The organism is Planctomycetia bacterium (assembly GCA_016795155.1).
GTDB lineage: Bacteria > Planctomycetota > Planctomycetia > Gemmatales > HRBIN36 > JAEUIE01.
The window spans coordinates 110,629-130,917 of the sequence record JAEUIE010000050.1; the positions used below are offsets into that span (position 1 = coordinate 110,629).

The following is a 20,289-nucleotide window of genomic DNA, read 5'->3' on the forward strand; positions in this document are numbered from 1 at the left end:
CTTTTGCGATAGACCAGGTTAACTGATGTTATTTGTCTGGATATCCCTCATCCTGTTATTCGGCATCCTTCTGGGATACCTGTATCGCCGTTGGTATTTAAGCCAAAGTGAACAGGAACCGATGTCGCTGGTCAGTCAGCAGCATCTCGATTTGTTCAACGGCGGAGGGCTCGATGAACATGAACTGGAACTGACTCGCAACCGGTATCAGCAATGGCTGCAGGAAGAACAGTTCCAGCGCATCGAAGCTACCCTGGTTCCAGGTTTGTCGTATGTCGTCCGTGTCCGTGCCCTGGCAGAGCTGGGCACCGAAGAAGCCTGTGCCATTCTGGAAAGGCAACTGAGCCGCATCATTATTGATGACCCACTGGAACAGGCCTGGTACTGGATTGATATCGCACATTCGTTGCGTATGCTTGCCCACGATGAAAGCCTGCCACTGCTTCTTGATCGGGTAAACCACTCGGATGATTTTCCGCTCGTGCACTTCTATGCATCGGAACTGATTGCCTTTTCAACCTTCCCAAGCTACCTGACGGATTTTCACGATGCACATGGCAAAGCTGCCATCCGCGTACTGCATCGCGCCCTGGAAGGGCTGCGCTGTGGCATCTCTGCCCATGTTCTGGCAGAAGCCCGCATGGGAGAAATGATTGAAACAGTCTGGGATAAGCATCAGCAGGAAATGCATCCTCTTCTCGTCAGGCTGTTCTGCGAAGTCCAGAGACTGCTGCGCCGGTTTCACCAGTATGCTGAAGAACTCGAAGGCGATGTCTTTGAGAAGGAAGCATACGAATGGCAGATGTCGCGTCTGGCCTTGCTGGAAGATCAGTTGATCGACTATGCCAGTCGTGCTCGCGAGCAATTGCCTGGCATGCTGCATGAGTTCGCCGAGAACGAAAGAGCCGACTGGATCTACGCCATTCATGAACTGCGTGCCGATGCTGGCGCCAGCCTGGTGCATTTGATCAAAAGCCAGCCTGCACTCGCTGTTTCGGAGCAGGCTGTACTCGCTCTCGGCTGGTCCAGGACTGAAGAAGCAACCACTTATCTGCAAGGCATGGTCAGCCAGGCGTTGGCAGTGCCTCGTCATCCCAGAATCAGGAAGCATCTCGAATCACCCAGTCTGGTGGCAGCGGCACTGATTGCCTTGCGATACCATCCCGGAATGAAAACCGAGCAACTGCTCATGCTCGGCGTTCGATCAGGCGACTCGCTCATTCGCTCATCTGCCCTCAGCAGTATGGGCTGGTGGATGCCCATGACGGGCGATTCCGTCCTCATGTATCTGCAGGATGCCCGCTACGATCATCATGGCGAAGTGCGCCATGCAGCAAGAGCTGCACTTGCCAGACTCGGCGAACGACAAGCACTACAGTGGTTCCGCCAGGGCCTGGCGAGCGAAAACAGGCAAGTAGTAGTGGAATCCATCCAGGCCATCGCCGACGAAGGCATCACACTTCTCTGGCCCGAACTCGACATGCTGGTGGATGAAGAAGAACCTGAACTGGCTTCCTGTGCCCGCGAAGCGCTCGAACAGATGCAGGAGGAGTTGGAGCGTGATGCTCAGTAAGCCACGCTTTTCTATGCTGTTGGCTGGCTTACTCGCTTGCCTGATGCCAGTTTCGTTACTTGCTGGCCCTCATCCGTTCTTTGATGACCTCGGTTTCATTCGCTGGCGATCAACCTGGCCGCAGGCTCAGCAGGAAGCTCTTCAGTCCGGTAAGCCTCTCTTCATTCACATGACACGTACCGACTGCAAGGATACTCCCTTCTATTGCCAGGAAGCTCTGCGCGACCCCGATATTGTCCGCATGCTCGACCGTTACTTCGTCTGCTACGCTGCTGACTACACCAGGCTGCCACCTGATCTGGACCAGTTGGTCAAAGCAAAAGGGTATACTCAGGATAAGACACCTATGCAAGTGATCCTGACGCCCAGGCGTGAAGTCATCGATTGGCGCGTGCACAGGCAGCCCAAAGCGGAAATGCTGGCCTGGCTGAAGAAATGTCTCGAAGATAAACGACTTGCCATGACGCCTGCATCCATCAAGGAAGCAGAACGCCTGGGGCAGATACTGCAGGCAGCACTCACCAGTAAAGATGCAAAACGTATTGCCTCGACATGGACAGCCTTACTCAAGCTGCAAGGATATGGTGCGCAGAAACGCCATGCGATCGACATGATGGATAATGCTGAATCGCCTGCTCGTGAAAAAATGCGCGATGCAGCCCGCCTGGTCCGTGAAAACCTCTATCCACAGGCGCTGCTGGCTCTAGAAGAAGCCAGACAACTGGCCGAGGGGCTGCCCGTGGCAGATGACGTTCATCAATCGCTGCACTGCCTGAAGTTAATTGAATCAGCACTCGAATGGGAACGTCAACCCCCGTCATCCAAACAGCAGCAGACCCTCAAAATACAATGGCAACAAGTGATGACCCGCTTTCCCGATAATTTCCTGACCACCGTAGCTTTTCAGAAGTGGAAAGCCATCAAGCCTGCTCGATAGCAATAATGTTCTTCGCTGTCTCCTCTCTTTTGGGGAGAGAAATAGCAACGGTTTCTGCATTAATCGGGGTAATGGCTGGCAGCCAGCGGATTGATACCTTCAGTCCCGCAAGGGACGACCGGGTGGTAGCTTGCAGCGCGAGCTGCAAGTAAGTGTGTTAATCTGTTCAAGAGCCCCACCAGGGGCGATTGGACTGGGTCACGCTCTCCCAATCGCCCTTATCAGGGCTCTGGTAACGAAGAGCTCCTTTCCAGGCAGCTTGCGCAGCCAGCTACCATCTTGTCGCCCTCTTCGAGGGCTGCGTTGAACATTGCTAACTTATTGACGTGCTGAATCAGTGTGATCATTCATCGATCTAATGTCAAATACCATCCATATCGCTTCCAACTCGTTGTACGGTATATTTAGTGCTTCACTACGGCGGCTTGCAGTCGATGTTCCAGTTTAACCAGATCTATACCGCGTATCAACACTTTCTTGTTCTGACTTGTTTGTCCACTCAAAAGAGACAGACAATTTGCCTTCACTTGAAGACACTTACTCAACAGTTCCAACAGTTCCTCATTCGCTTTACCCTTCTCCGGTGGTGCATGCAGTGAGACTTTGAGTTGTGTCCCATGCACGCCTTGAATGCCTGCATGCCTGGCGCCAGGTTTGGCCCGAATTGATAACACCACACCATCAGCATGTTGGGTTAGAAACGCATTCACCTTTCAGGCATCCCTTCGAAGTAGGCTGAACCGATCCGTACCAGCGTTGCCCCTTCCTGAATCGCTTCTTCAAAATCCTGCGTCATGCCCATCGAGAGGTGCTTCAATTCATGTGGCGAAGGCAACTGCATCGTTTCCGCCTGATGGCGCAACTTGGCGAAAACTTTACGTGCATGAGCATCATCAGACTGCAACGCCGACATGCCCATAAGCCCGGTGACTTTGACATGGTGCAACTCAGCCAGCCAGTCTGGAATGCTCGGCCACTCTTTCTCAGCTATGCCCGTCTTCGTTTCTTCATCGGTCATGTGCAGTTCCAGCAGCACTTCCTGCACACGGTTGATCTTCCTGGCTTCTTCTTCAATCGCCAGCAGCAAACGCTGGCTGTCTACGGAATGAATCAGCGTAACCAGCGGAAGCGTGCGCTCCACTTTGTTCCGCTGCATATGCCCGATGAGGTGCCAGGATGCTTTCGGAACAGCAGCAGCCTTCTCCCACAACGATTGCGGCCTGCTTTCGCCAAACGCATGGAACCCCAGTTGCTGCATTTTGCGAATAACTGCGGTATCCACATATTTCGTCACCGGAATCACGGTTACTGCATGCCTTGGCCGCCTGGCTCGCAGACAAGCCTGCTGGATACGTTCCTCAATAACTGCTGCATTCTCCTGCAATCGTTGCAAGACGTTGTCCGACTCGCTCATAAGATGACCTTCCTGATGGAGGAATGTCTGCATGGCCATGATAGAACCTTTTCGCGGGATTCGCTATAACCTGGGACACGTCGGCACACTCAGTAACGTGGTGGCACCGCCGTATGATGTGATTGATTCATCACTGCAGAATACACTGTACGACAAGCATCAGCATAACATCATCCGCATCGAACTGAACCGCACCGAACAGAGCGATACTGAAAACGACAAATATCTGCGGGCAGGCAAGCTCTGGAAACACTGGCAGCTCGAAAACGTGCTCCTTACCGAAGGCCAGCCTGCCATCTATGCTTTGCATCAGCATTACACGGTCGAAGGTGTGCCTTACGTTCGCAAAGGGTTTTTCGCACGCGTACAGTTGGAGCGATTCGGCGAAGGGAAAATCTATCCACACGAACAGACACTCTCCGGTCCCAAGGAAGACCGTTACCGCCTGATGCAGGCAACTCATGCCAACCTCAGTCCGGTGTTTGGATTGTACCCCGATCCTGATCAAAATGTGCAGAACCGAATTGACCGCGTGGTGGAACGAACCCTGCCGATGGAGGCGACAGATCACCTTGGCGTCACCAGCCAACTCTGGCCTGTGCAGGATGCTCTGGCTATTCGCGACATCGCCGGCTGGATGCACGATAAGCCGATCTTCATTGCCGATGGCCACCATCGCTATGAAACTGCTATTCGTTATCGTGATGAGCTGATCAAAAAGCAGGGACCGTTGCCTGCGGAACATCCTGCGAATTTCATCCTGATGGCACTGGTGGGTATGAGTGATCCGGGATTGCTCATACTGCCAACGCATCGCCTGGTGCAGGGCATTCAGGGCCTGCGATCTCAACAGTTGAAAACGCTTTTGGAACCAGAATTCACAGTCGACATCATCGGCCAGGGTGAATCGGCCGCTCTGGAAACCTGGGAACGGATGCAGATGGATGGTTCACAAGATGTGCTCGGTTTTGGCACCCAGGCAGATAACACCTGGCTCCTGGCCCATTTCCAGTCAGATGAGTTGATGGCTCAGCTCACACCAAGACAAAGCGATGCCTGGCGTAGCCTCGCTGTCAGCCGGTTGCATGAAGTGGTGCTCAATCATCTGCTGCAGGATCAAGGCAAACCCGTATGCCAGTATGTGCATCTTCTGAGCGAAGTGCAGCAGGCTCAGCGTGCCGGTTCGCTCGATCTGGCCTGCCTGGTGCCACCAGCTACCATGCAGCATGTAACCGATATCGCTGGCCAACTCGAGAAGATGCCTCCCAAATCCACCTATTTCTATCCTAAACTACTTACAGGTCTGGTGTTTCATTCACTGAAGTAGGACGCACAGATGCCTCTCTCCGATGAACTCAAGCAAAGGCTACAGCAGTCTGGCCAGGGACACATCGTCCACAGGCTCGCGCGTTTGTCGGCGAAGAAACAGCAAAAGCTGATCCATCAATTGCAGCAGTTGGATTTGGCCAACATTGCCGAACTGTTTCAACTTTCCAAACGGCAAGCCGATCATCACGATTTTCATCGTTGCCGTGTGCCAGACATCGTACGTATGCCGGAAACCGATGAAGAAATCCGAGCATGGAGCAAGGCAGGTGAAGTAGGCGCCCGCGCCATTCGTCAGGGACAACTCGCTGTCATCATGGTCGCAGGCGGGCAGGGCACTCGCCTGGGGCACGATGGCCCCAAGGGCACGTATCCCATTGGCCCGGTCACCCAGCGCAGCCTGTTTCAGATTCATGCTGAGAAAGTTCTTGCCCTTGGCCGCAGACACCAGGTCGATATCCCCTTCCTCATCATGACGAGCGAAGAAAACGACCAGACCACCAGGGAGTTCTTTGCACAACATCATCACTTTGGTTTGAAGTCGGAGCAAGTGACCTTCTTCGTGCAGGGCATGTTGCCTGCTCTCGATGCATCGACCGGTGAAATGCTCTTGAGTGCCAAAGATGAGTTAGCCCTCAGTCCCAACGGGCACGGCGGAGTCATCGAAGCGCTCGATGCCGCAGGCTTACTGAACCAGTTGCAGTCGCAAGGCATTAGGCATTGTTATTACTTTCAGGTCGATAACCCGCTGGTGCAGATTGGCGAAGAACAATTCCTGGGCATGCATCTGAACGCACAGGCCGACATGTCTCTGAAAGTGGTCGCCAAGCTCAACGCCCAGGAACGCATGGGCAACCTTGTTGAACTCGATGGCAAATACCGCATCGTTGAGTACACCGAACTGCCTGCGGAACTCGCTGAGCAAACGGATGAGTCAGGCCAACTCCGTTTCTGGGCAGGCAGCCCGGCTATTCACCTGTTTGACCTGTCATTTCTCCAGCGATTGGCCCACGGTGACATCACGTTGCCTTACCACCTGGCACGCAAGAGTGTTCCTTATGTGGATGAGCAAGGCACACCGCAAAAGCCATCATCGCCCAATGCCGTGAAATACGAACGCTTCATTTTCGATGCACTCCCCCTCGCCAACCGCGTGCTGGCGGTGGAAACAACGAGAGCGTTTGAATTTGAGCCACTCAAAAATGCCGAAGGCGACAACTCGCCCTTCACTGTAAAGCAAGCACTGTCTGATAGATATCAATCCTGGCTGTGCGCATGCGGCATCGAATTGAAAATCGATCATTGGCACGAACTGTCGCCACTGGTGATTCTGGATATGAACGACCTGGAACGCTACACGCCGGAAACCATCATTAAATGGCGAAGCGCCCCGCGCCTCAAAAACATTTAGCCCCCGGCTCTTTAAGCCGGGGGCCGGTTCGTGCGAAATGTAGAAACCTCATCAACGAATTACCGGCGAAAGTACTTTTTGAACGCGCTCGGCGCTGTCACGATATAATCGTGACCCACGGCAATCCCTACTCATTCGTATTCAACTCCACCGCCTCTTCCCAATGGGCATAGAGCGCGGGAAGGCGACCTTTCGCCTCCTCCAGATCAGCCATCAACTCTTTCACCTTCATGCCATCCTTGTAGACCTCGGGCTGCACCAGTTGGGCTTCCATGTCCTGTATCTCTGCCTCCAGGCTGGCAATGTCAGCTTCCAGGTCTGTCGTCTTACGATAAGGAAATTGCCGTTTGCGTTTCACTTTGCCGATGGAGGAACCAGCCGTCGTCACCACTTCCACCGGTTTCTCTTTGCCTTTGGCTTTGACAGGAACCTGCTGGGCGGCTAACGCCCGGTAGGTATCGTAGTTGCCATAAACTACATGCACTTTGCCATCTTCGAAAACAATCAGCATCTGGGCCACGCGATTCAAAAACGTTCGATCATGGCTCACCACAATCACCGTGCCTTCGTACTCCGCCAATGCTTCTTCCAGCGATTCACACGCCCAGATATCCAGATGGTTGGTCGGTTCATCGAGCACCAGCACATTGACGTTGAGTGCTGCAATGCGGGCCAGCACCACCCGGCTGCGCTCGCCACCACTCAGGCTGCCTACCTTGTGGTAAACCATTTCACCAGTCAGTCCGAACCTGGCACAGAAGTCCCGCATCTGCTGCTCGGTGATGGTGGCGTCGCCCGGTGGCCAGACGGCACGGATCACCGTCATCTCATCCATCACCGATTCGAGATGCTGGTCGTAGTACCCAACATCCACCTGGTGGCCGAGCTTGATCTCACCGGCATCAGGCTTCAATTCGCCCAGCATCAGTTTCAGCAGTGTCGATTTGCCACAGCCATTAGGCCCCATGATGCCGAGTCGCTGGCCACGCTGCAGTTGAAAGCTGACATCGTTCAGCAGCTTTTTATCGCCCAGCGTTTTGCTGATGTGCTCTGCTTCCACGATGATATCGCCAGGCCGCCGCGATGTATTGAACTTCAGGTGTGGGCCGCTGAACTGCACCGGCTTTTCGACCCGCTCTATCTTGTCGAGCATCTTCATGCGTGACTGGGCCTGCTTGGCCAGTTGCCCGTAACTGGCCCGCCTGATGTAATCCTCCTGCTTTTCGATGTTTTCCTTCTGCGCTTCGTAAGTCTTGAGTGCCAGTTCGTACCGTTCCTGCCGCTGGCGAACGTAAGCGCTGTAGTTGCCAGGGTAACTGGTGATGCCCCGCGGCGACAGTTCGAAAATCGAATTGACGACGTTGTTCAAAAACGTTCGGTCGTGGCTGACAACCAGCATCGCTTCCCGCTGACGGCTCAGATAACTTTCCAGCCACTCGGTCGCCTTAATGTCGAGATGATTGCTCGGCTCATCAAGCAGCATAACATCGGGAGCCGAGAGCAACAGCTTGGCGAGCATCACCCGGCTCTGCTGTCCTCCGCTGAAACTGGTCAGCACGCGGTTGAAATCGGCATCGACAAAGCCCAGGCCGTGGAGCACTTCTTCAACTTGATGATCTATGGTGTAACCACTGTGCAGCGACAGCCATTCGTTGAGCCGGTCGTACTGTGCGGTCAGCCGTTTGTGTTCCGCTTCACCAGCGCTGGCCAGTTGCTCACCGATACGGACGAGTTGTTCCTGGGCATCGAGCAGTGACTGCATGGCAGTGCGGGCTTCTTCGATCAGCGTTCGACCTTCGATAATATGATGCTGCTGAGCCAGGAGAGCCGACCGCGCCCCCGCATGCAGTGTGCATTCGCCCGAATCCGATTCATCCACCCCGGCAAGAATGTGAAGCAGTGTCGATTTACCCACGCCATTAGGCCCGACCAGGCCAATGCGGTTTCCCTGGTACAGTTCGAAACTGATCTCGGAAAACAGAGTCCGGCCACCGTAAGCCTTCGACAGATTATTGCAACTGAAAACAAGCATCGTGATATGTTATGAAAGTAGACGCGGCTTCCAGCCGCGTCAGCGAGAGATGAGCGCCCAAACCCAGTTCCAGCAATGAATAATATTCCAGCGATCAGGAAAGCTAAGATCAACGTTGATTGACGCACACCTCAGCAGACGCGGCTGGAAGCCGCGTCTACTATCGCGGCTTTCAGCCGCTTCTACTAGGTTGAGTAAATGAATTTACCAAGAAACAGGGCAGGAATGAGGAATAGCAATACCAGAAGCCCCGGGTAGCCGAGTGGATACGTTGCATGAATTGCATTGATAACAACCAAGCCGAGGATGGAATACTTGATACCCAGCCCAATATTTGATGGAATAGGTTTATCCACAGCTCGTATCCAGATTAACGCAGGCATCAGCAGCAGGAGAATAACCAGATAGTTTGTCACTGGTATATGCGGAGGTATTTCAACAGAATCGAAATAACGGTGATAGAATCCAGCAAGAATGATTGTGGAAAAGTAGATCATGAGTAACCCCAATAGCATTCTTTTCCGATGCAACATCTTTGTTTCTTCAAAAGCTATGTAAGTCACGCCAATGATGTAGAGTGTGTTGACACATGCCGCCGCGTAACACGGGCCGTTTAGATCCGCTACCATAATCGTACCCAGTAGCAGATTGAAACCGCGACACAGGCCCATCACGATATGCCCCAACCAGGTGTTCTTAAACAAAAAGTTATAGGCTAAAATCAGCATTGGCAAACCCACCACCGGTGACAGTTGTTGCCACGTGTAGCCAGCAGGCAACTGCCAAAAACCGATGACCAAACCAACTGCCATCAGCAACGTGCCTGCAGTGATTGCAGTCGTCTTGCTGATGCGTCCCGAAGGCAATGGCCGGAACGGACGTTCCCTGCGGTCTTCTTCGCCATCAGCAACATCGTTCAGGATCATCCCTGCCATGTAATAACAGACAGAGATCAGACACAGCCAGACAATGTTATCAGGCAAGCCATTCTGCTTGTGTGGCTGAAACAAACTGAGCGCAGCGCCAGCGATGACATCCGCCGGCGCGGTGAAGACATTAGGCAAACGAACCAGTTGGGCCCAGGCTTTGAGCATCCACTACACCAGCTCAAAAATGGCTTCAATTTCCACTGCAACATTGCTGGGCAAGCTCACCATGCCCACTGCGCTGCGTGCACCCACACCTGCATCATCACCGAAGACTTCTTTCATCAATTCACTGTAGCCGTTAATAACCTTCGGGATGTCGTAAAACGTGGATGTAGAGTTGACCATTCCGAATGACTTAACCAGCCGCTTGATTTTGTTGAGCGAACCCAGACTGTTCTTGAGTGTAGCCAGGATTGTCAGACCCACTTGCCGGGCTGCCTGCTGTCCCTGTTCCAGAGTCAGTTCAGCGCCGACTTTGCCTTTGATCAGGCTGCCATCGGCTTGTACAGGCACATGCCCCGAGACGTACAGAATATTTCCAACCTGTACCGTTGGCTTATACACCGCCATCGGCTTGCCGGTGGGCGGTAATGTCAGATGCAGTTCCTGCAGGCGTTTATCGGCGTCCATGATGGCTCCCAAAAAAGGAATCAGATTATTTCAAAAACACTCGAAATACTCGGCAGTTGTGGCACGGTTATGCATGTACTCATGCATGACCCTGCGAAACTACTGAGTCATTGCATATCCAGCAGGGTCATTCGGAGTACCGAATAACCCTGCCACAGCTTTCAGCAGGCGCGCAGGGTATTTTGCCAAGCTGCTTTCAGCTCATCAATGCCCACGTTCACCAGCAGCGTATCCGAAGGCGAACCAAAAATGGTCAGCCTCCGTTGATCGGAAACCTGGCCGATGCAGGCACAGGGCAAGTCTCCCATCAGGATACTCAGGCTCCGTTCCCATTCAAATGGAACTTCCAGCAGAAACCGTGTCGGGCTTTCGCCAAAGAGCAGTGCTTCCAGCGAAGGCGTGTCGCTGCCTTCCACCGGAATGGCATTCGTATGTACAATCGCGCCGAATCCGCCAGCCATGCACATTTCAGCGAGGGCCACAGCCAGACCACCTTCGGAAAGATCATGGCAGGCTGCAACCATCCGGTGACGGATAGCATCGTGTACCTTCAGCATCATCAGTGGTGCCTGTTCCAGATTGACCTTGGGCACGCTGTTCGATGCCATGCGATGTATCTGATGATAATGCGAACCGCCCAGTTCTTCGCGGGTAGTTCCCACCAGATAGAGCTTGTGGCCAGGCTTCTTCAAATCCATGGTTACGCAGCGGGTGACATCCTGCACTTTACCCAGCGCGGTGATGAGCAGCGTGGGCGGAATGACAATGCGGGTGCCATCAGCACCCTGATATTCGTTCTTGAGGCTATCTTTGCCGCTGATAAACGGAACGCCGTAAGCCAGTGCTGCATCGCGGCAACCTTCCGCAGCACGAACCAGTGCACCCAGCACTTCAGGGCGATCAGTGTTGCCCCAGCAGAAGTTATCGAGCACCGCAGTCTGCTTGGGATCAGCCCCCACGCAAACGACATTGCGAACCGCTTCATCCACCGCAGCCAGTGCCATGTAGTAGGGATCGAGATCGCCAAACTGCGGACAAAGTCCACAACCCACCGCCAGGCCAGCAACTGATCCATGCACCGGAGCAATCACCGATGCATCGCCCGGGCCATCGTGATGCATACCCACCAGCGGCTTGATGACACTGCCACCCTGAACTTCATGATCGTATTGCCGAATGATCGCTTCTTTGCTCGCAATAGTCGGATGGCTGAGCAGCGTGAGCAGGTCGCTCGTGAAATCCAGCACGGTACGCTGGGCCGTGAGTTCCCTGATGGCCGGTGGCGACCAGGTGGCCTGCTTGATGATCGGTGGCCTGCCATCGTGCAGGAAGTGCATGTCGAGCATGCCAACCTGTTGTCCGTGATAGAAGAGTTCCAGCTTGCCGGTGTTCTTGAATTCGCCGAGCACCACCGCTTCGACATTCTCACTGTGGCAGAGCTTTTCCATTTCGCTCCAGTTTTCGGGTGGCACCGCCAGCACCATCCGTTCCTGGGCTTCGCTGATCCAGATTTCGGTGTAGCTCAGCCCAGAATATTTGAGCGGTGCCCGCTCCAGGTGCACCACCGCACCCAGGTCAGCGCCCATTTCGCCCACGGCGCTCGAAAAGCCTCCAGCGCCGCAATCGGTCACTGCTCGATACAGATTGCGATCACGAGCCACCAGCAGCACATCGAGCAGCATTTTTTCGGTGATGGCATTGCCAATCTGCACCGCGCCGCCGGAAACTTTGTCCGATTGATCGGTCAGTTCCGCTGAAGAAAAAGTAGCACCGTGAATACCATCGCGACCAGTACGCCCACCTATCGCCACAATCAGGTCGCCCGGCTTGGCCGCTTTGCTCTCCATACCAACCGGTATCAGCCCAATGGTGCCGCAGAAAACAAGCGGGTTGCCCAGGTACCGTTCATCGAAATGCACTGCACCATTGACGGTGGCAATGCCCATGCGGTTGCCATAATCGCGCACGCCGCTCACCACCCCCTGCATGACCTGCCGCGGAGGCAACACACCCGGCGGCAACTTCTCATCAGGATAATCAGGTGGGGCGAAGCAGAACACATCAGTGTTCGCTACCGGCTTGCCACCCAGGCCCGTGCCAAGCACATCGCGAATCACGCCACCAATGCCTGTGCTCGCGCCGCCGTACGGCTCAATGGCCGACGGGCGGTTGTGCGTTTCCACCTTGATGCAGGCATGAAACTGTTCATGGAACTTCACGATACCGGCATTATCGACAAAGACGCTGACGCACCAATCGTTCCCCCCCAACTTGTGCCTTATTTCCTGCGTCGCGGCGAAGATGGTTTGCTTGAGCAGATTTTCATAACGCCGCGTGCTGCCATCGACTGCAGTAAAGACAATCCGCCCTTTCAACGTCTTGTGCGAACAATGCTCCGACCAGGTTTGGGCAATCGTTTCCAGTTCGATATCCGTCGGGTCGCGGTCCAACGACTGAAAATGCTGTTGAACCGTCTGCATTTCTTCCAGCGTCAACGCCAGCTGGCCTTTGCGACTGACCTCGATGAGCTGGGCATCCGTCATCGTTCGCATGTGAATGCTGGTACGATGGAACGTGTATGATGAACCAGCAGCTTTCCACTGGCTTTCCGGCAATGGACCATAAATGCCTTGTTCGATAGCATCGTTGGCAACCCATGATTGTGCCTTCTTAGCCAGTGCCTGTTGTTCCGGTGAAAAGCGGAAACGCATACCCGAGCGCACCTGAACACGAGGCAGCCCCAACTGAGTAACCGCAAACTCCACGCTGGCAGCAGCAGGGTCCATCACGCCAGGCTTGGGCAACACGGTCAGCGTGCTGACGGCATGGCTTTTTGCAGGCGGGCTGATGATGGCGGATTCCACGGTCGTATCGGTCAACAGCCTGTCTGTTACTTTGCGAATGCCATCCTGATCGAGACCGCTTACCAGGAAGATGCGGCTGGAATAAATTTCACCCGGGTCTGTTCCGGTTTTCTCACGCAGCAGGCTGGCCAGTTGTCGTGCTGCTGAGTCATCCTCGCGAAGCCTGGAGGAAACTTCAACTTCCCAGAGCATGGTGAACCTTTCTTCCTTCATGGAACAATTGATTCAGTTCGCAGGCGTTTCCGTTTTCGAGCGCCTGTTGAAAGCGTGCCAGCCATTGCTGCAACTGGTTCACGCCCGTTTGCAGATGTTGCCTGTTGCTCATGACAATGGCAGTCCACATAGTCGGGTCGCCACCAGCCAACCGGGTCATGGAACGCAGGCCGGTGCCACTGTAGGGCATGTGTTCTTCAGTGATGATGCCCGCCAGGGCAAAGGAGGCAATGTGAGGCAGGTGGCTGGTCATAGCCATGATGGCATCGTGTTCGACAGCGTTGATCTCGACCACCTTGCTGCCCAGGTTTTGCCACAAATCAGTCAGGAGTTTGAGAGTCGAGCTGCTGGAAAAATCGGTTGGTGTCAGAAACATCAGCCTGTTTTGAAATAGTGATGATGATGCATGTTCCGGTCCGCTTTTTTCTGATCCCGCCAAAGGATGTCCACCAACAAATCGCTTGGCATACGTCCAGGAACGATCAATCGCAGCAACAATGTCTGCCTTGGTGCTACCAACATCACTTACTACCAGTTTGGGAAACCGCTCAAGCAATGTGATGGCAAGAGGAACTACCGAATCGACCGGCGTGCACACAATAGCCAGCGTGGCTTGTTCAAGAGTTTGAGGGAACTCCAGGTAGCCTTCATCAATCATGCCTCGCTGCTGGGCTATAGTCAGCGATTCACAACTTCGTGAGATGCCGATAATCCTGTGTGCCAGTTTGCGTTCTTTCACCGCAAGAGCGAGCGAACCGCCCAGTAGACCCACCCCCACAATTGCCAGCGTATCCATCATCTTGTTGATGTATGACCTCACCCGCCTGCTGGCGAATGGTTGTTCAACTCGCGCGCGCCACATGCCTTCAGCAGGCACTGCTCATGAAGGAAAGTCATTTGGTACAATCGAACACGCAGCATGATTCGTCATAGTTGATGAACCATACAAGGAGCTTGATATGAAACGTCTGTTCTGTCTTGCCGCGGTCCTGGTCTGTTTACGCTGGTGTACGCTGCAGGCTGGTGAAGCCAACACGCCTGTCAAGGAAGTCAAAAGTCGGGTCGCGCATGTTACGGTGTATACCGCCAGCGCCCTGATCAGCCGCGATGTTGATGTTCCCGAAGGCACCGGCCTGATGGAACTGGTCGTCAATCCGCTGCCTCCCCAGGTGGTCGATGGCACACTCTATTCCGAAGGTAACGATGGCGTTCGCATTCTCACTACACGCTACCGCACCCGTGCCATCGAGCAGGATGTACGTGAAGAAGTCAAAAAACTGAACGAAGAGCGCAAGAAGCTGGCGATAAGCAAGCAGGAAATGGAAGCCAAGCAGAAGGTGTTGACGGATAACCTCGCACTGCTGGTCAAGCTGGAAGGCTTCACCGGCGCGACCATGCAGCATCTCACTGAAAAAGGTTTGCTGAGCGCCGATCAGACCATATCCCTTTCCAAGTACATCATGGAAACCCGTGCCACCAAGTCGGATGAACTTGCCAAGCTCAGGCAAATGATCCAGGTCAACCAGGAAGCAGATCAATTCCTTGCCCGCAAACTGAGCGAAGTAGCTGGAGGCACCAACCGCACCGAACGCGATGCGGTCATCACCATCAACAAGGCCAACCAGGCACCTGCCAGAATCCGTCTCAACTATTTAGTCAGCCAGGCAAGCTGGTCTCCGCAATACAAATTCCGGGCAGGCAAGGAAAAGGAAGCAGTGCAGGTGGAATATCTGGCAGCTATCCGTCAGCAATCGGGTGAAGAATGGTCTAATGTCACGATCACCCTTTCCACCGCGCAGCCTATGCTCAATGCTGCCCCGCCAGAACTTCGTGCATTGGCCATGAATGTTGTCCCCATGCCAGGGCAGGGTGGTGGCAAGGGCAATGTTACCATCGCTGGCAATCAACTTTCTTTCGGTCAGCAAGGCCAGGCACAGGCGCCAGAACCTCAATCAGCCAACAACACTCCCCAGGAAAAACTCAGCAGTGCTCGCGACAACCGTTACCGTGCACAGCTTGAAGTCAACAAAAAGAATTTCCAGGCGGCCAACACCTTGTGGAACGAAGCAGCTGCTGCAGAGCAAAGCCTGCAACTCTTGACCACCAAGGAAGAAGAAATGCAGGTAGCTGTCAACGATGCATTCGGCGGAGCCTCCGAAGGTCCCACTGTTACCTACAAGCTGCCCAGCGGCATCTCCATCCCCAGCCGACATGATGAACAGGTAGTAGAGGTGGCCAAGCTCACCTTATCACCAGACTACTACTACAAGGCAATTCCCGTGCTCACCAAACATGTCTATCGCCTGGCGAATCTCACCAACAAGAGCGAAATGGTTCTGCTTCCCGGCGAAGCTACCATGTATCAAGGCACCGACTTCGTAGGTCGCACCCAGTTGAACCTCGTCGCGATCGGCGAACGATTTACCGTTGGCTTTGGTGTTGATCCACAACTGCAGGTCAATCGCAAGCTGGTCGACAAGATTCGCAAGATGAAAGGTGCCAACCAGGAATTGCAGTACGATTACCGCATCCTGATCAGCAGCTACAAGACTGAACCAGTCAGTGTGCAGGTCTGGGATCGTCTGCCTCAATCAGAAACCGAAGCAATCAACATCAATGTCACGAAGACCAGCCCGGACATCTGCAAGGATACGCTGTACGAGCGGGAAGAACGTTCCAAAAATCTGCTCCGCTGGGATGTAACGGTTGCCCCCAACACCTTTGGCGAAAAGGCGATGGCGATTACCTATCAGTTCAAGATGGAACTCGACCGCCAGTTGCAGGTGGGAGCGCTGACCAAGTAGAGTATTCAATTCCTCCCCTCTCCCCCTCGGGGAGAGGGGCTGAGGGTGAGGGGTTTCTTATTACGGCGCAGCCCTTCAAATTACTTTGCGTCTATTTTATGACGCCAGTTTGAATTTCTCGTTTTCTTCTGTTCCACCCACCGATTGAATCAGTTGTGCACCACGGATTTTATCAAACACTTCGAGGACCAGCGTGTTCATGTCAGTAACTCGTGGCATTTCGCGATCAGCTAACACTGCATCGCAGACCTGTCTGCGCGTGAACGATTTCTTGTCGAACAATTCAAAGTAAGCCAGGATGATCTCCTGAATGCGATGCCGATCTGCGTCAGTTGCAGTGTGCAATGTATTCTCCTGAACGTATGTAGACATCGTATGATATTACTGGAGATTAATGAATATTCTCTTGAATTAACAATGGAATAAGAACCTGGTGAATAGGTTAAAGATCAAGGTAATCAGGCTCAAAATGAGATGATGGTATTGCATCCATAAGAAAATTTGAAACGTCCCAACGTGTCATCTATTCATGACACGTTGGAAACGAGTCCCACAGCCTATTCCTTCGCAAACTCTTTCAGTACATCCTGCAATTTCTGGTTAAACTCCTTGGGCTTTTCCAGCATGGGGTAGTGCCCCACTTCGGGGATGGTGACTGCGTTGTAGTCAGCATATTTCTTGTTAATGTCAACCGCAGTGGGAGTGTGCAACTGGAAACCTCCTGCAGAATTGATACAGCGGACGGGTACCTTGGCTTCTTTCAGCAGAGTCTTGGGATCCTGGCTCATCAGATTTTTCATCAGGCTGGCAGCCATCTTCTGATCCTGTGCCAAAGCTCGTGTAGTAATCCATTGCTTCAATTCCGCATCAGCATTGGCGGTCAGCATACTGCCAATGGCGTTCTTGAGCGTTCCGCCGAAATCGGTTTCAAACTGTTTGGTGAAGTGTTCAACAATTTCCTTGGGCATCTGGAACTCGACATTCTGCAGGGTATCCACGCCGATTACCGCAACCACTTTGCCAGGCATACGCTTGGCAGCAGCCAGCGATACCGGGCCGCCCATGGAGTGGCCAATCAGGATCACGCGCTTGAGGCCCAGTTGCTTGACCACTGCTTCCACATCGCCAGCCAGGCTGTCGATAGTCCAGTCAGTACGGTTCTTGCCTGATTCGCCATGCCCGGCCTGGTCAATAGTGACAATCTGATATTGTGGTGCAAACTCCTTGACCTGGTGCTTCCAGTATTCATGGTCGCCACACCAGCCATGCAGGAACAACAGCGTGGTTTCGCCTTTACCGGTGACTTCGCAGTAGATATTGACGCCATCAGCAGCCTGTACCGACTTTTTGACCGGCGCATCATCCGCACTGATCGCTGTAGCATGGCTCATCAAGCCTGCCAGCAATAACCATAGCGTGTATTTTGCGTACATGGTTGAACCTCGTGGGAAATGGAGTTGTGGAGATTGTAAGTGGAAGATGGTCGGTTGGCCTCTTTGAAACGTCCGATGTTGTGGAATGATCTCCGAATGTTCTCCTGACCATTCCATATTGCTCATTCCTCACAAAACTAATGGCAATGATTGCGGCAGCAATTAGAATGTGTTTCATTCCAAATTCTCAACGAGATAAGCAGCCATGCTATTTTACTCGATGATTACTCTTGCATGCATCTCAATTACGCCGTACACGGGTGAATCGGTTACGTTTTCCAAAGATGATGCGGGACGATTGCCTGCTGGCTGGGAAGCATCACAGACGGGGGAAGGCAAAGGGAGTATCTGGAAGGTGAGTGCCGATACCAGCGCGCCATCGGGTTCGGGGTTTGCCCTGGCTCAGACCGCTAAAGCGCCAAATGCCTGTTACAACATTGCAACGCTGCAGCAGAGTTCGTTTCGGGATGGAGTCATTTCTGTCCAGTTGAAATGCATTGCAGGCGAACTCGATCAAGGTGGCGGACTGGTTTGGCGGTATCAGGATGCAAACAATTACTACATCTGCCGATTCAATCCACTGGAAGACAACTACCGGGTTTACAAGGTGATCAACGGCAAACGCGTGCAGTTGGCCACCAAAGAGGAATTGACGCCACCCAAGGGTAAATGGCACACGGTTTCTGTGAAACATGCAGGGAACAAAATCGAATGCAGTCTGGATGGTAAGGCACTGCTGACTGCAGAAGATGCTTCCATTACCATGCCGGGTCGTGTGGGCCTCTGGACCAAAGCCGATGCCCAGACGCATTTTGATCAGCTGAAAGTGGAACAACTCAAGCCTTAATTCGATGAGCAGCAACTACAGGAGTATGAGAATGAAATATCGCGTTTCGCGTGGTTTTACACTCGTTGAACTTCTGGTGGTGATTGCCATCATCTCGTTGCTGCTGGCCTTGCTGTTGCCAGCCATTCAGCGTGTACGCGAAGCATCCAATCGCATGCAGTGTGCCAACAATCTGAAGCAACTGGGACTTGCGTTTCATCAATATGTCAACGATTACGGTGCATTGCCTCCCCGTCGGCAAACCGTGACCCCGTTTCAAGGGTGGGGGCCACTTCTTCTGACGTATCTCGAGCAAACGGCCATTTCCCGCGATTATGATACCAAGAAGAACTTCTACGATCCCGTCAATCAACCTTACATCAAGTTGCCTCTTGCGATTTTCGCCTGCCCCACGGCTGAGTATGGCCGGAAAATTAACATCATTGATCAGATGAATATGCCCACCGGCGCAGAGGGGGCTGCGGGCGATTATTTCGCTGCCAACAGTGTCGATGCCTACTGGTGGCCTGAGCCACGCCGTTCAGCGGCAGCCAACACGATGGAATGCCCTGCGATGCGAGACAATAGCCGTCGCAAGTTTGCAGCGATCCGCGATGGCATCACCCATACCTTGCTTTTGGCAGAGTTTGCTGGTCGGCCCGATCATTGGATCATGCGGCAGAAGCAACCCACGAATGCCAACCTGCAATGGGCCAACTGGTGGGGGCCTTGGGCATCGTATCAGTCATCCATCTTCCGCACCTGGAGTGCCGATGGCAAAACTCCAGGCGGGCCAGGCACTATCAACTGCAACAACAACTGGGGCATTTATGCGTTTCATCCTGCTGGGGCAAACGTGCTCTTCTGCGATGGTGGCGTCAGGTTTTTGCCAGTGGGGCTGGATCGCGAAGTCTTCGCAGGCATTGTCACTCGCGACGGCGGCGAAGTCATTGATGAAACAAGCTATTAATTGCAGGAGTCGGTAATGGTTTTGTTAATTATTGCAATGACTTTCGCTTCGATGCAGGATAGCGCTCAGCAGCCTCATCGTGAAACAAGCATTGCTTTCCTTAAAACCCAACAACATGCATGTGGGGCATTCTCCGTCAAGAACCCGGTTGTCGATCCAACGGCTTTGCCTTCTATTCGTGCAACGCGCACCGCCATTAAGGCATTTGCTCTCAATGGCTCTACGGTGCCGCATCCGGAAAAGATATTGCAGTTCCTCAAAGACTGTCACTCTCCCAAAACAGGGGGCTTCTCGGATCGCCCGGGGATTGAACCTGATCCAGTCAGCACCTCTGTAGCCTTGATGATCCTGAAGGAACTCAACCAGCCGGTTGAGCCATATCTCAAGTCGGGGATGGCCTTCATGGATGCCCACACGAAGAACTTTGAAGAAATTCGCATGGTGGCTCCATCGCTGGAACAGTTGCAGCAATGGTCCACCATGGCGGAACGCTGGGGACAGATCATCGAGGAAGTTCGTAACGCGGATGGCACCTATGGCAAAGGGCCTGGGATGACACGCATGACCGCGCTTCGCATCGTCGCCCGGCAGAGGCTTGGTTTGCCTACGCCACGCAAAGACGACATCCTTGCGATGATTCGACCAGGGCAACGTGTTGATGGCGGCTTTGGCGGCGATCAAGGCGACACGTCTGACCTGGAATCGTGTTACAGGATCGTGCGATTGTTTTCGCGATTGGAAGCGCAGCCCGACAGGCCAACCGAGCTACGAGCATTCATTGAAAAATGCCACCACGCCAGTGGTGGATACGGCGTGAAGCCAGGCGATCCGCCCACTTTGCACGGAACCTATTATGCAGCCGTTGTCACATCGTGGCTGAATGGCGGGAAGTAAGTCGCTAGATAGATGGTGCGTTTTGCTTGAAAC

General features: G+C 53.4%; 17 protein-coding genes. 8 read left to right on the forward strand and 9 right to left on the reverse strand.

Features of this window, described 5'->3' with window-relative positions:
- The first annotated feature begins 25 nt into the window (after nt 1–25).
- Both JNJ77_17210 and JNJ77_17215 read left to right on the forward strand, forming a co-directional pair.
- On the forward strand, nt 26–1,573 hold the full coding sequence (locus tag JNJ77_17210) for a hypothetical protein (protein ID MBL8824329.1): 1,548 nt from the start codon (nt 26–28) through the stop codon (nt 1,571–1,573).
- Complete coding sequence (locus tag JNJ77_17215) at nt 1,560–2,510, forward strand: DUF255 domain-containing protein (protein MBL8824330.1); 951 nt, start codon at nt 1,560–1,562, stop codon at nt 2,508–2,510. Before JNJ77_17210 ends, JNJ77_17215 begins: the two co-directional genes overlap by 14 nt.
- A 404-nt stretch (nt 2,511–2,914) precedes the next feature.
- On the opposite strand, the gene JNJ77_17220 is transcribed toward JNJ77_17215, so the two are convergent.
- Both JNJ77_17220 and JNJ77_17225 read right to left on the reverse strand, forming a co-directional pair.
- Nucleotides 2,915–3,220, reverse strand: a complete 306-nt coding sequence (locus JNJ77_17220; GenBank protein ID MBL8824331.1) for a YggU family protein — start codon at nt 3,218–3,220, stop codon at nt 2,915–2,917.
- The gene (locus tag JNJ77_17225; protein MBL8824332.1) at nt 3,217–3,924 is read right to left on the reverse strand and encodes a YggS family pyridoxal phosphate-dependent enzyme; all 708 of its coding nucleotides are present in this window, start codon (nt 3,922–3,924) and stop codon (nt 3,217–3,219) included. The genes JNJ77_17220 and JNJ77_17225 overlap by 4 nt, the downstream gene beginning before the upstream one ends.
- 31 nt (nt 3,925–3,955) lie before the next feature.
- Between JNJ77_17225 and JNJ77_17230 the strand changes: the two genes are divergently transcribed.
- Nucleotides 3,956–5,251, forward strand: a complete 1,296-nt coding sequence (locus JNJ77_17230) for a DUF1015 domain-containing protein (protein ID MBL8824333.1) — start codon at nt 3,956–3,958, stop codon at nt 5,249–5,251.
- Between the two features lie 9 nt (nt 5,252–5,260).
- A complete protein-coding gene (locus JNJ77_17235; GenBank protein MBL8824334.1) occupies nt 5,261–6,661 on the forward strand; it encodes a UDPGP type 1 family protein in 1,401 nt (466 codons plus the stop codon).
- Between the two features lie 127 nt (nt 6,662–6,788).
- On the opposite strand, the gene JNJ77_17240 is transcribed toward JNJ77_17235, so the two are convergent.
- The 5 genes from JNJ77_17240 to JNJ77_17260 form a co-directional block, all read right to left on the reverse strand.
- Entirely contained in the window at nt 6,789–8,693 is a 1,905-nt protein-coding gene (locus tag JNJ77_17240) for an ABC-F family ATP-binding cassette domain-containing protein (protein MBL8824335.1), read from the reverse strand.
- Between the two features lie 185 nt (nt 8,694–8,878).
- Nucleotides 8,879–9,787, reverse strand: coding sequence for a UbiA family prenyltransferase (locus tag JNJ77_17245; GenBank protein MBL8824336.1), 909 nt, complete (start codon nt 9,785–9,787; stop codon nt 8,879–8,881).
- A 3-nt stretch (nt 9,788–9,790) separates the two neighbouring features.
- Complete coding sequence (locus JNJ77_17250; GenBank protein ID MBL8824337.1) at nt 9,791–10,252, reverse strand: RidA family protein; 462 nt, start codon at nt 10,250–10,252, stop codon at nt 9,791–9,793.
- A gap of 161 nt (nt 10,253–10,413) precedes the next feature.
- Nucleotides 10,414–13,308: a phosphoribosylformylglycinamidine synthase subunit PurL gene (gene purL, locus JNJ77_17255; GenBank protein MBL8824338.1), complete on the reverse strand. Its 2,895-nt coding sequence runs from the start codon at nt 13,306–13,308 to the stop codon at nt 10,414–10,416.
- The gene (locus tag JNJ77_17260) at nt 13,292–14,191 is read right to left on the reverse strand and encodes a prephenate dehydrogenase/arogenate dehydrogenase family protein (GenBank protein MBL8824339.1); all 900 of its coding nucleotides are present in this window, start codon (nt 14,189–14,191) and stop codon (nt 13,292–13,294) included. The genes purL and JNJ77_17260 overlap by 17 nt, the downstream gene beginning before the upstream one ends.
- 97 nt (nt 14,192–14,288) lie before the next feature.
- Between JNJ77_17260 and JNJ77_17265 the strand changes: the two genes are divergently transcribed.
- Nucleotides 14,289–16,133: a DUF4139 domain-containing protein gene (locus JNJ77_17265; protein ID MBL8824340.1), complete on the forward strand. Its 1,845-nt coding sequence runs from the start codon at nt 14,289–14,291 to the stop codon at nt 16,131–16,133.
- Nucleotides 16,134–16,229: 96 nt separating this feature from the next.
- Here JNJ77_17265 and JNJ77_17270 read toward each other — a convergent pair whose 3' ends face one another.
- Complete coding sequence (locus JNJ77_17270; protein ID MBL8824341.1) at nt 16,230–16,478, reverse strand: hypothetical protein; 249 nt, start codon at nt 16,476–16,478, stop codon at nt 16,230–16,232.
- A gap of 212 nt (nt 16,479–16,690) precedes the next feature.
- Nucleotides 16,691–17,566: an alpha/beta hydrolase gene (locus JNJ77_17275; GenBank protein MBL8824342.1), complete on the reverse strand. Its 876-nt coding sequence runs from the start codon at nt 17,564–17,566 to the stop codon at nt 16,691–16,693.
- 205 nt (nt 17,567–17,771) lie between these two features.
- Between JNJ77_17275 and JNJ77_17280 the strand changes: the two genes are divergently transcribed.
- From JNJ77_17280 to JNJ77_17290, 3 genes are read left to right on the forward strand one after another with little or no spacing between them, the layout of a single operon-like run.
- Nucleotides 17,772–18,413, forward strand: coding sequence for a hypothetical protein (locus JNJ77_17280; GenBank protein ID MBL8824343.1), 642 nt, complete (start codon nt 17,772–17,774; stop codon nt 18,411–18,413).
- 31 nt (nt 18,414–18,444) lie between these two features.
- Nucleotides 18,445–19,362, forward strand: coding sequence for a DUF1559 domain-containing protein (locus tag JNJ77_17285; protein MBL8824344.1), 918 nt, complete (start codon nt 18,445–18,447; stop codon nt 19,360–19,362).
- A 15-nt stretch (nt 19,363–19,377) separates the two neighbouring features.
- A complete protein-coding gene (locus tag JNJ77_17290) occupies nt 19,378–20,256 on the forward strand; it encodes a hypothetical protein (protein ID MBL8824345.1) in 879 nt (292 codons plus the stop codon).
- Nucleotides 20,257–20,289: the final 33 nt, after the last annotated feature.

Coding starts and splice junctions, on each gene's coding strand:
- JNJ77_17280 (MBL8824343.1), top strand. CDS start 17,772: ATGCTATTTTACTCGATGATTACTCTTGCATGCATCTCAATTACGCCG.
- JNJ77_17250 (MBL8824337.1), bottom strand. CDS start 10,252: ATGGACGCCGATAAACGCCTGCAGGAACTGCATCTGACATTACCGCCC.
- JNJ77_17285 (MBL8824344.1), top strand. CDS start 18,445: ATGAAATATCGCGTTTCGCGTGGTTTTACACTCGTTGAACTTCTGGTG.
- JNJ77_17225 (MBL8824332.1), bottom strand. CDS start 3,924: ATGAGCGAGTCGGACAACGTCTTGCAACGATTGCAGGAGAATGCAGCA.
- JNJ77_17230 (MBL8824333.1), top strand. CDS start 3,956: ATGGCCATGATAGAACCTTTTCGCGGGATTCGCTATAACCTGGGACAC.
- JNJ77_17245 (MBL8824336.1), bottom strand. CDS start 9,787: ATGCTCAAAGCCTGGGCCCAACTGGTTCGTTTGCCTAATGTCTTCACC.
- JNJ77_17240 (MBL8824335.1), bottom strand. CDS start 8,693: ATGCTTGTTTTCAGTTGCAATAATCTGTCGAAGGCTTACGGTGGCCGG.
- purL (MBL8824338.1), bottom strand. CDS start 13,308: ATGCTCTGGGAAGTTGAAGTTTCCTCCAGGCTTCGCGAGGATGACTCA.
- JNJ77_17260 (MBL8824339.1), bottom strand. CDS start 14,191: ATGTGGCGCGCGCGAGTTGAACAACCATTCGCCAGCAGGCGGGTGAGG.
- JNJ77_17290 (MBL8824345.1), top strand. CDS start 19,378: ATGGTTTTGTTAATTATTGCAATGACTTTCGCTTCGATGCAGGATAGC.
- JNJ77_17210 (MBL8824329.1), top strand. CDS start 26: ATGTTATTTGTCTGGATATCCCTCATCCTGTTATTCGGCATCCTTCTG.
- JNJ77_17265 (MBL8824340.1), top strand. CDS start 14,289: ATGAAACGTCTGTTCTGTCTTGCCGCGGTCCTGGTCTGTTTACGCTGG.
- JNJ77_17235 (MBL8824334.1), top strand. CDS start 5,261: ATGCCTCTCTCCGATGAACTCAAGCAAAGGCTACAGCAGTCTGGCCAG.
- JNJ77_17275 (MBL8824342.1), bottom strand. CDS start 17,566: ATGTACGCAAAATACACGCTATGGTTATTGCTGGCAGGCTTGATGAGC.